The organism is Deltaproteobacteria bacterium, assembly GCA_016234845.1.
GTDB lineage: Bacteria > Desulfobacterota > Deferrimicrobia > Deferrimicrobiales > Deferrimicrobiaceae > JACRNP01.
Genome location: JACRNP010000142.1, coordinates 1 through 9,121, shown reverse-complemented (window position 1 = coordinate 9,121; position 9,121 = coordinate 1). Strand labels below are relative to the sequence as shown.

Here is a 9,121-nt window from a genome sequence, read left to right as displayed (position 1 = left end):
CGTGGGGGACGCGTACCTCGCCCGCGTGTACGAGGAGGCGCGGCGGAAGGTGGGGGCGGAGAAGCACGAGGGGACGGTGCGCGACCAGCTCGCCGCGCTGACCGACATCTACACCGTGCTGAACAACCGGGCGCAGGCCGCGCGCTCGGAAACGCTCGAGATGATCATCATCCTGCTGATCGCGATCGAAATCGTCATGGGACTGCTGCGAAGATAAGAAAGCCGTTCACACGCGGAGTGACGCAGCGGGGGGTTCCTCGGAGGGGGCGTATGGAGCGAGGCAGGGATTGCGTCGAGCGGAATCCGCAGTGAGCGGGCGAAGATCGCGAACGTCCCCGAGAGGAAGCCCCCCGCGAGGAGCGCAGCGTCCGTGACGGCTTGCCCCGGATGATCCGGCGGCGGGTTTTTGGTACTATGCACACCGGGAATTCCCCACCGCCGACCGAAGGAGGACGACCGCGATGAAGATCCGCACCGTCGACCAGATGGACCTTTCCGGGAAGAGGACGCTTGTCCGCGTCGACTTCAACGTGCCGATGGACAAGGCCGGGAACGTCACCGACGACACCCGCCTCCAGGCGGCGCTCCCGACCATCCGGCAGACGGTGGAAAAGGGCGCGAAGACCATCCTCCTCTCGCACCTGGGGCGCCCGAAGGGGAAGCGGGTCCCCGAGATGAGCCTGGCGCCCGTCGCGCCACGGCTGGCGAAGCTGCTGGGAAGGCCGGTCGCGTTCGCGGCCGACTGCGCGGGCGAGGTCGCGGAGGGCGCGGTCGCCGCGATGAAGCCGGGCGACGTGCTCCTCCTGGAAAACGTCCGGTATTACGCGGAAGAGGAGAAGAACGACGACGGGTTCGGGAAGAAGCTCGCGGCCCTGTGCGACGTCTACGTGAACGACGCCTTCGCCACGGCGCACCGCGGGCACGCCTCCAACGTGGCGATCCTGAAATTCGTCAAGGAGCGCGCGGCGGGGATGCTGATGAAGAACGAGATCGCCTACTTCGAGAAGGCGCTGGTCTCCCCCGCCCGCCCGCTGGTCGCCGTGTTCGGCGGCGCGAAGATCTCCGGGAAGATCCAGGCGATCAACAACGTCCTGGGGAAAGTGGACAAGATCCTGATCGGCGGGGCGATGGCGAACACCTTCTTCGCCGCCCTGGGGTACGGGGTGGGGAAGTCGCTCTACGAGGCCGAGATGGTCGAGACGGCGAGGCAGGTGCTGGCGGGGGCCGCCGCGAAGAAGGTGCGGCTCTACCTTCCCGTGGACGTCGTCGTCGCGGACCGGCTGGACGCCTCCGCGCAGGCGAAAACGGTCCCCGCGCAGGAGATCCCCGACGGCATGATGGCGCTCGACATCGGGCCGGCCAGCGGGCTGCTGTTCCGCGAGGCGCTTGAGGACGCGAAGACGATCGTCTGGAACGGGCCGATGGGGGCGTTCGAGACCGCGCCGTTCGCGGCGGGGACGCAGGCGGTGATGCGGGCGCTGGCGGAGAGCGACGCGACCACCATCGTGGGCGGCGGCGACACGGACACCGCCCTCCACAAGGCGGGGCTCTTCTCGCGGATGTCGTACGTGTCGACGGGCGGCGGGGCGTTCCTCGAACTTCTGGAGGGGAAGCGGCTGCCGGGGATCGCGGCGCTGGAGGAGGAGTAGCACGCCCCCCGTCTAGCTCCAGTACCCCTGCTTCTTGTGCCCCTCGATTTCGTCGTGCACCATCTTCAGGTGCTGTTTCTCCTCGTCGATGAGGCGGCGGTACATCTCCCGGCCGCGCTCGTCGTTCGCCTCGGAAAGGAACCGCGAGTACAGCTCGATCCCCTGCTTCTCGTGGGAAAGCGCCTCCAGGAGGTTCCGGTTGAACGCCAGCATCTCGGAGACGCCGACGTAGTCCACCCCGTACTGCCCCTTCTTCGCCTCGGGCTCGTCTCCGCCTCCGAACAACCTCTTCCAGAACGACATGGCTCACCTCGCGCCCGTCGGCGGTCCCGCCCCCGGCCGGGGGCCGGGATTCGCCGTTTCTTCCATTGTATAATCGGCGGGTGGGCAACGCATCCCCGAAAACCCGGATCGACGCGCTCCGGAAGATCATCCGGTACCACAACGACCGGTATTACCGCGAGGACGCTCCGGAAGTGTCCGACGCGGAGTACGACGCCCTGTTCCGGGAGCTCGCGCGGCTCGAGGAGGAGCACCCGGAGCTGGCCGACCCCGACTCACCCACCCGGCGCGTGGGGGCAAGGCCCGTGGAGGCGTTCGGCACGGTCGTCCGGGCCGTCCCCATGCTTTCCCTCCAGAACGCCTTCTCCGCGGAAGAGCTGCTCGAGTTCGACGCACGGATCCGCCGCTCCCTGAAGGCCAGGGGCGTCCCGGAGGAGGCGCTCGACCGCGAGGGGTACGTCGCGGAGGTCAAGATCGACGGTCTCGCCGTCGAGCTGCTCTACGAGGACGGTTCGTTCGCCCGGGGAGCGACCCGGGGCGACGGCGTCCGCGGCGAGGACGTGACCGCCAACCTGCGCACGATCGCGGACGTTCCGTTGTCCCTGCCGTCCCGTCCCGGGCACGGGGGGACGCCCCCCCCGAGGGTGCTGGAGGTCCGCGGGGAGGTGTACATGGAGCGGGGGGACCTCGCGGCGCTGAACCGCGGACGGGAGCGGGCGGGGGAGCCGCCGTTCGCGAACCCGCGGAACGCAGCCGCGGGGTCGGTGCGCCAGCTCGACCCGAAGGTGACCGCGAGCCGCCGGGTGCGGCTGTGGGTCTACGGCACCGGCCGCCTGGAGGGGGCGACCTTCCGGTCCCACTGGGAGGAGCTCGAGCTGCTGTCCCGGCTCGGATTCCCGGTGAACCGGGAGTGGAGCCGCCGCTGCCGCGACATCGGGGAGGTCGTCGACTTCTACCGGAAGGCGGAGGCGGAGAAGGAATCCCTTCCGTACGAGATCGACGGGATCGTCGCGAAGGTCAACGACGCCTCCCTCCAGGAGGATCTGGGGGAGATCTCCCGTTCCCCCCGGTGGGCGATCGCGGCGAAATTCTCTCCCGACCGCGCGGAGACGACGGTGGAGGACATTCTCCTGAGCGTCGGCCGGACCGGGACGATCACCCCGGTCGCGATCCTCTCTCCCGTCGTCGTCCGCGGGGTGACCGTCCGGCGCGCGACGCTTCACAACCAGGACACGATCGACGCGAAGGACATCCGGGTGGGGGACCGCGTCGTCGTCCAGCGGGCCGGGGACGTGATCCCGGAGGTGGTGGAATCGCTCTCGGCGGGGGCGGACGTTCCGGGGCGCGGCCCGAAGTTCGTCTTCCCCGGCCGGTGCCCCGCGTGCGATGCGCCGGTGGAGCGGATCCCCGGGGAATCGGCCCACCGGTGCACGGGCGACGGGTGCGTGGAGAACCGGCGGAGGTCGCTCCGGCACTTCGTAGCGAAGGAGGCGATGGTCATCGAGGGGATGGGAACCCGGATCGTCTCCGCCCTGGTCGACCAGGGGCTGGTGACCGATCCGGCCGACCTGTACCGGCTCGACCGGGAGACGCTCGCCGGCATGGAGCGGCTCGGCGAAAAGTCGGCGGACAACCTCGTCCGGGCGATCGAGAGGAGCCGGAACGTCCCGCTGTCGCGCTTCCTCTTCGCCCTCGGAATCCCGCACGTGGGGGAGCACCTCTCGGAAGTCCTCGCCCGCCACTTCGGCTCCATCGAGGCGATCCGGCGCGCGTCCGAGGAGGAGATGCGCAAGGTGCGCGAGGTGGGCCCCGAGGTTTCGGAATCGATCCGCCGCCACTTCGACTCCCCGGAGCGCGGGAAGGCGGTCGACCGGCTCCTCCGGGAGGTCACCCCCCTTCCGCCGGAGGCGCCGGCCGGCAAAACCTCGGGAAAGACGTTTCTCTTCACGGGGACGCTCTCGGTCCCCCGCGGCCGCGCCCGGGAGATGGTGCGGAAGGAGGGGGGGAACATCGCCGCCGGGATGAGCCGGAAGGTGGATTTCCTGGTCGCGGGAGAGGATCCGGGCGGCAAGCTGGCGAAGGCCAGGGAGCTGGGGATCCCCGTGCTCACCGAGCCGGAGTTTCTCGCGATGTTCGGACGGAAGGAACCGGGCGGATGACGGGCCCCGCCGAGGCCCACGTCGTCGTGTCGGGGCGCGTGCAGGGGGTCTGGTTCCGCGGGGCCACCGTGCGGTTCGCGCGGGAGGCCGGCGCGCGCGGCTGGGTGCGGAACCTTCCGGACCGGCGGGTCGAGGCGGTGGTGCAGGGGGACCGCGCGGCCGTCCTGGCGGTCGTGGATTTCATGCGGACCGGGCCGCCGGGAGCGCACGTGACCGGGATCGAGGTTTCCTGGCGGCCGCCGGGGGAGATCTTCCATGACTTCGACATCCGGTACTGAAGCACGGGGCGCCTCGTACTGGCGCCCGGAGGAAGACGCGGTACGGTGCGGGCTGTGCCCCCACCGGTGCCGGATCGCCGCCGGCAAGGCCGGCATCTGCGGAGTGCGGGAGAACCGGGACGGTGCGCTCGTCGCCGCCACCTACGGAAAGGCGGCCTCCGTCGCGATCGATCCGATCGAGAAGAAGCCGCTCTTCCATTTCCACCCCGGCGCCTCCATCCTCTCCATCGGGTCCGTCGGGTGCAACTTCCGGTGCGAATTCTGCCAGAACTGGCAACTGGTCCTGCGCCGGGCGCCGCTCGCGGACGTGCGGATCGCGGAGCTGGTCGCGGCGGCCCGAAGGGGAGGATCGGTCGGGATCGCCTACACCTACAACGAACCGCTGATCCAGTTCGAGTTCGTCCTCGACTGCTCGAAGGCGTTCCGGGCGGCCGGCATGAAGAACGTCCTGGTGACGAACGGGTACGTCCTCCCGGAACCGCTGGAGGAGCTGCTGCCGTTCGTGGACGCGATGAACGTCGACCTGAAATCGATGGACCCGGCCTTCTACCGGAAGGTGTGCGGAGGGGAGCTTGCGCCGGTGCTGGAGACGATCCGCACCGCCGCGAAGGCGACCCATGTCGAGGTCACCAACCTCCTGTACACGGGACGCAACGACTCCGACGAAGCGGTCCGCCGGGTGATCGACTTCGTCGCGGACACGGACCCGGAGATCCCGCTCCACTTCTCCCGCTACTTCCCCCAGCATCGCGCGACCGCCCCCCCCACCCCGCCCGCCCGCGTCGAATCGGCGTGGCGCGCCGCGAGGGAGCGTCTTCCGTACGTCTACGTCGGGAACATCTCCATGCCGGGGGGGGAGGACACCGTCTGCCCCGGTTGCGGGGCGGTGGCGGTCCGCCGGGCCGGGTACCGCTCCGAGGCGGTCGGGCTCTCCGGCGCCCGGTGCGCCTCCTGCGGCGCCGGCCTGCGATTCGTGGTATAAATCGTCCGATGGACCGCTGGATCCCGAACGGTCGCGGGAAATTCCGCCTCGCGAAAGGGACGGCAGGCGTCTTGGCCGCTCTCCTCCTCGGTTTCGCCCTCCTCATCGCAATACCGTCCGCGGCGGCGACCGACAACGGAACGGCGGGAACGTTCGAGAACCGTGCGGCGGCCGAGCGCATGAGCCGCTCCCGGTACAGGGGCCTCGAAGTGGCGTCCCTGGTCATCATCCTCCTGGCCGGCGCGGGAGCCGTCCTCTGGGCCGTCCGAAGGAGAAAACCGTGAGGAACGTCGCATGACGAACCGGCTGAAGAGGGTCCTCGTGGTCGACGACGAACCGGCGATCGTCACCCTCCTCTCGACGATCCTCCAGGACAAGGGGTGGACCGTGACCGAGGCGCGGTCCGGGACGGAAGGGATCGAGAAGCTGGAGAGCGGGCAGTTCGACCTGATCCTCACCGACCTCATGATGCCCGGGGAGAGCGGGCTCGACCTCCTTCGGGCGTCCAAGGAGATCCACCCGGACGTCGAGGTGATCCTGATGACGGGGTACGCGACCGCCGACACCGCGATCGAGGCGATGCGCAGCGGGGCGTTCCACTACCTCGTGAAGCCGCTCCGGGCGGACGACGTGGTGAACCTCGCCGAGAAGGCGTTCGAGCAGCGTCGGCTGCTCCGGGAAAACCAGTTCCTCAAATCGGAGATCCGGGGCCGGCACCAGGTCCAGTCCGTGGTGGGGGACAGCGAGCCGATCGAACGGCTTCTCCTCGCTCTCCAGGGGATGGCGAACACCGACGACCCGGTGCTGCTGGTCGGGGAGCGCGGGAGCGGCCGGAACTTCTTCGCCCGGTTCGTCCACTTCTCCAGCAACCGTTCGGCGGGGCTGTTCGTGCCGGTCTACTGCGCCGACGTTCCCGAGGACCGGCTGGAGGCGGACCTGTTCGGACAGGATCCGGCCGACGGCGAGCGGCACGCGGTGCCCCGGCCCGGGAAGATGGAACTCGCCAACCGCGGCACGCTGTACCTGTCCGACCTCGGGGAGGCGCCCTCCGCGGTCCTCGATCGGCTGGACCGCTCCCTCGGGGCGCCCCCCGCGGCGGACGGCGGGGACGGGGCGCCCGACGTCCGGTTCGTCGCTTCGTCCCCGGTGCCCCTCGCGGGAATCCCGAACGCCCGGAACATGCCCGCCACGCTGGCGAAGAAGCTCGAAGCGGGCTCGATACGGATCCCGCCGCTGCGGGAGCGGAGCGGGGACGTGCCGCTGCTGCTGCACCACTTCCTGGAAGAGGCGAACCGGGAGCGGAAGAAAGCCCTCCGGGGGTTCACCTCCGCGGCCCTCGAGATCCTCGAATCGTACGCGTGGCCGGGGAACGTCCGCGAGCTGCGGGACCTCGTGGGCGTCATCGCCGCGAAGAAGAAGCAGGGGACGATGATCGACGCGTCGGACATCCCCCCCGAGATCGTCTACCGGCGGGCCCGGAAAAAGGATTCCCCCGAGGCATGAAAGCGGCTTTTTTCCGCAGACATGGCGGACCGGACACGATCGAGTACGGCGACCTTCCCGACCCGGTCCCCGGCCCGGGGCGGGTGCGCGTCCGGATCCGGGCGGGGGCGCTGAACCACCTGGACATCTTCGTCCGCAACGGCATCCCGGGCATCCCGGTCGCGCTGCCGCACGTGATGGGGTCCGACGGCGCGGGGGTCGTGGAATCGGTGGGCCCCGGAGTCACCCGCGTGCGGCCCGGGGACGAGGTGGTCTTGAACCCCGGCATCAACTGCGGCGAGTGCGAATTCTGCATGGCGGGGGAGCATTCCCTGTGCGTGACCTTCCACCTCCTCGGGGAGCACGTCGCCGGCACGTTCGCCGAATACGTCGTCGCCCCGGCGGTCAACGCCTACCCGAAGCCTGCGGCGCTTTCCTGGGAGGAATCGGCCGCCTTCCCCCTCACGTTCCTAACCGCCTGGCGGATGCTCGTCACCAAGGCGCGCGTCCGTCCGGGCGAGTCGCTCCTGATCATCGGGATCGGGGGCGGCGTCGCCGTCGCCGCGCTTCAGATCGCGAAGCTTCTCGGGATGACGGTGTTCGTCACCTCCGGCAGCGCGGAGAAGCTGGCGCGGGCGAAGGCGCTGGGGGCGCACGCCGGGATCGACCACGCGAAGACCGATTTCGCCCGGGAGATCCGTGCGCTTACGGACAAGCGGGGGGTGGACGTCGTCCTCGATTCGGTGGGGAAGGCCACCTGGAAGCGGTCGATCGCCGCGGCGGCCAAGGGGGGCCGCCTGCTCACCTGCGGCGCCACCACCGGCCCGAACCCGGAAACGGACATCGCGCGGATCTTCTGGAATCAGCTGACCGTCCACGGCTCCACGATGGGGACCCACGCGGAGTTCGCCGCGATGCTCTCCGTCTTCCGCGACGGCTTGATCCGGCCGGTCGTCGACTCGGTCTTCCCGCTTTCCCGCGCGGGCGACGCGGTCCGGTCCCTCGAGGAGAAGCGCCAGTTCGGGAAGGTGGTCCTGCGGGTCGATTGACGGTGCCGGGGCGGTTTGTTAGCGTATCCCGTAAGAAGGACCAACATTCCAAGGAGGCGCGACGATGATCACCTTCGAGTACCGGTTCGACATCCTGCCGGGCAAGAACTCCGAATACGAGAAGTACGTCAAGGGGCAGGGAAAGAACATCTGGAGCAGGTACCGCGGCGTGAAGGCGGTCCGGAAGTACAAGAGCATGCTGGGCGGCTCCTCGCCGCAGCGCGTGGTGCAGGTCGACTTCGAATCGCTCGCCGCCCTCGAGAAGGTGCTGGCCGACCCGGCGTTCCGGAAGGCGAAGGAGAAGTTCCACTCCCTCGTCACGCACGTCACCGACTCGCTGCTCGTCGCCGTCTGACGCGATCCCGCAGGGCACGGGGCGGCCGCGTGGCCGCCCCGTCTCATTTCCGCTGCCGCAGGATCTCCTCGTAGATTTCCTTCCGCGACACGCCGGTCCTCTCCGCGATCTCCCGGGCGAGGTCCCGCGAGGAGCCGGAGGCGTCCTCCAGCGCGGCGCGGACGATGTCCTCGACGGACAGCTCGATCGTCTTCGGCGCTCCGCCCACCACCACCGTGATCTCCCCGAGGACGCTCTCCCTGCCGGAGATCTCCCGGGCGAGCTCCGGGAGCGACCCGCGCAGGATCTCCTCGTGGATCTTCGTCAGCTCGCGGACGACGCAGGCGCGGCGCTCCCCGAACGCCTCCACCGCGTCGGCCAGGAACGCGGCCACACGCTGGGGGGATTCGTAGAAGATCATCGTCCGGGTCTCGCCGGACAGCGCGTGCAGCGCCTTGCGGCGGCGCTCCTTTCGGTTGGGGAGGAACCCCTCGAACACGAAGTGGTCGGTGGGCAGGCCCGAGATCACGAGAGCGGACACGAGGGCGGAAGGTCCCGGGATCACCTCGATCGGGATCCCGGCGGAGACGGCGTCTCGGACCAGCTCGTACCCCGGGTCCGAGATGCCCGGCGTCCCGGCGTCGGACACCAGCGCGACGCTCTCCCCCTCCCGGAGGCGGCGCAGGATCCCCGCACCGGCGCGCGCCTTGTTGTAGTCGTGGAACACCGTCATCGGCGTGCGGATCTCGTACCGGTTGAGGAGCTTCACCGTCCGGCGCGTGTCCTCGCACGCGATGAGCGGCACCTCGCGCAGGATCCGCACCGCCCGGAACGTGATGTCCTCGAGGTTCCCCAGCGGCGTCGCGACGACGTACAGGGTTCCGGCACCCATCATAATTTCCTGTG

11 protein-coding genes are annotated in these 9,121 nt (G+C 69.6%); 9 read left to right on the top strand and 2 right to left on the bottom strand.

Annotated elements, in window-relative coordinates; translation table 11 throughout:
- Both HZB86_09805 and HZB86_09800 read left to right on the top strand, forming a co-directional pair.
- Positions 1-217: hypothetical protein (locus tag HZB86_09805; GenBank protein ID MBI5905823.1), on the top strand; the 217-nt coding region annotated here is incomplete at its 5' end.
- A 244-nt stretch (positions 218-461) separates the two neighbouring features.
- On the top strand, positions 462-1,649 hold the full coding sequence (locus tag HZB86_09800; GenBank protein MBI5905822.1) for a phosphoglycerate kinase: 1,188 nt from the start codon (positions 462-464) through the stop codon (positions 1,647-1,649).
- A 12-nt stretch (positions 1,650-1,661) separates the two neighbouring features.
- Here the strand turns inward: HZB86_09800 and HZB86_09795 are convergent, their stop codons facing one another.
- Entirely contained in the window at positions 1,662-1,952 is a 291-nt protein-coding gene (locus tag HZB86_09795; protein ID MBI5905821.1) for a hypothetical protein, read from the bottom strand.
- Positions 1,953-2,032: 80 nt separating this feature from the next.
- On the opposite strand from HZB86_09795, the gene ligA reads away from it, so the two are divergent.
- The 7 genes from ligA (at position 2,033) to HZB86_09760 (ending at position 8,236) form a co-directional block, all read left to right on the top strand.
- On the top strand, positions 2,033-4,090 hold the full coding sequence (gene ligA, locus HZB86_09790) for an NAD-dependent DNA ligase LigA (protein MBI5905820.1): 2,058 nt from the start codon (positions 2,033-2,035) through the stop codon (positions 4,088-4,090).
- Positions 4,087-4,368 (top strand): acylphosphatase, encoded by a 282-nt coding sequence (locus tag HZB86_09785; GenBank protein ID MBI5905819.1) that lies wholly within the window; start codon positions 4,087-4,089, stop codon positions 4,366-4,368. Before ligA ends, HZB86_09785 begins: the two co-directional genes overlap by 4 nt.
- Positions 4,346-5,350, top strand: a complete 1,005-nt coding sequence (gene amrS / locus HZB86_09780) for an AmmeMemoRadiSam system radical SAM enzyme (GenBank protein MBI5905818.1) — start codon at positions 4,346-4,348, stop codon at positions 5,348-5,350. The genes HZB86_09785 and amrS overlap by 23 nt, the downstream gene beginning before the upstream one ends.
- Before the next feature lie 8 nt (positions 5,351-5,358).
- Positions 5,359-5,634, top strand: coding sequence for a hypothetical protein (locus tag HZB86_09775; protein ID MBI5905817.1), 276 nt, complete (start codon positions 5,359-5,361; stop codon positions 5,632-5,634).
- Positions 5,635-5,644: 10 nt separating this feature from the next.
- Positions 5,645-6,853: a sigma-54-dependent Fis family transcriptional regulator gene (locus tag HZB86_09770; GenBank protein ID MBI5905816.1), complete on the top strand. Its 1,209-nt coding sequence runs from the start codon at positions 5,645-5,647 to the stop codon at positions 6,851-6,853.
- Positions 6,850-7,881, top strand: a complete 1,032-nt coding sequence (locus HZB86_09765) for a zinc-binding dehydrogenase (protein ID MBI5905815.1) — start codon at positions 6,850-6,852, stop codon at positions 7,879-7,881. The genes HZB86_09770 and HZB86_09765 overlap by 4 nt, the downstream gene beginning before the upstream one ends.
- A 64-nt stretch (positions 7,882-7,945) precedes the next feature.
- The gene (locus HZB86_09760; GenBank protein MBI5905814.1) at positions 7,946-8,236 is read left to right on the top strand and encodes a hypothetical protein; all 291 of its coding nucleotides are present in this window, start codon (positions 7,946-7,948) and stop codon (positions 8,234-8,236) included.
- 43 nt (positions 8,237-8,279) lie between these two features.
- On the opposite strand, the gene rsmI is transcribed toward HZB86_09760, so the two are convergent.
- Positions 8,280-9,107 (bottom strand): 16S rRNA (cytidine(1402)-2'-O)-methyltransferase, encoded by an 828-nt coding sequence (gene rsmI / locus HZB86_09755; GenBank protein ID MBI5905813.1) that lies wholly within the window; start codon positions 9,105-9,107, stop codon positions 8,280-8,282.
- Positions 9,108-9,121: the final 14 nt, after the last annotated feature.

What these genes read in the sequence shown, in the direction of transcription:
- HZB86_09800 (MBI5905822.1), top strand. Translation starts at nt 462, where the DNA reads ATGAAGATCCGCACCGTCGACCAGATGGACCTTTCCGGGAAGAGGACG.
- rsmI (MBI5905813.1), bottom strand. Translation starts at nt 9,107, where the DNA reads ATGGGTGCCGGAACCCTGTACGTCGTCGCGACGCCGCTGGGGAACCTC.
- HZB86_09765 (MBI5905815.1), top strand. Translation starts at nt 6,850, where the DNA reads ATGAAAGCGGCTTTTTTCCGCAGACATGGCGGACCGGACACGATCGAG.
- HZB86_09795 (MBI5905821.1), bottom strand. Translation starts at nt 1,952, where the DNA reads ATGTCGTTCTGGAAGAGGTTGTTCGGAGGCGGAGACGAGCCCGAGGCG.
- HZB86_09785 (MBI5905819.1), top strand. Translation starts at nt 4,087, where the DNA reads ATGACGGGCCCCGCCGAGGCCCACGTCGTCGTGTCGGGGCGCGTGCAG.
- HZB86_09760 (MBI5905814.1), top strand. Translation starts at nt 7,946, where the DNA reads ATGATCACCTTCGAGTACCGGTTCGACATCCTGCCGGGCAAGAACTCC.
- HZB86_09775 (MBI5905817.1), top strand. Translation starts at nt 5,359, where the DNA reads ATGGACCGCTGGATCCCGAACGGTCGCGGGAAATTCCGCCTCGCGAAA.
- HZB86_09770 (MBI5905816.1), top strand. Translation starts at nt 5,645, where the DNA reads ATGACGAACCGGCTGAAGAGGGTCCTCGTGGTCGACGACGAACCGGCG.
- amrS (MBI5905818.1), top strand. Translation starts at nt 4,346, where the DNA reads ATGACTTCGACATCCGGTACTGAAGCACGGGGCGCCTCGTACTGGCGC.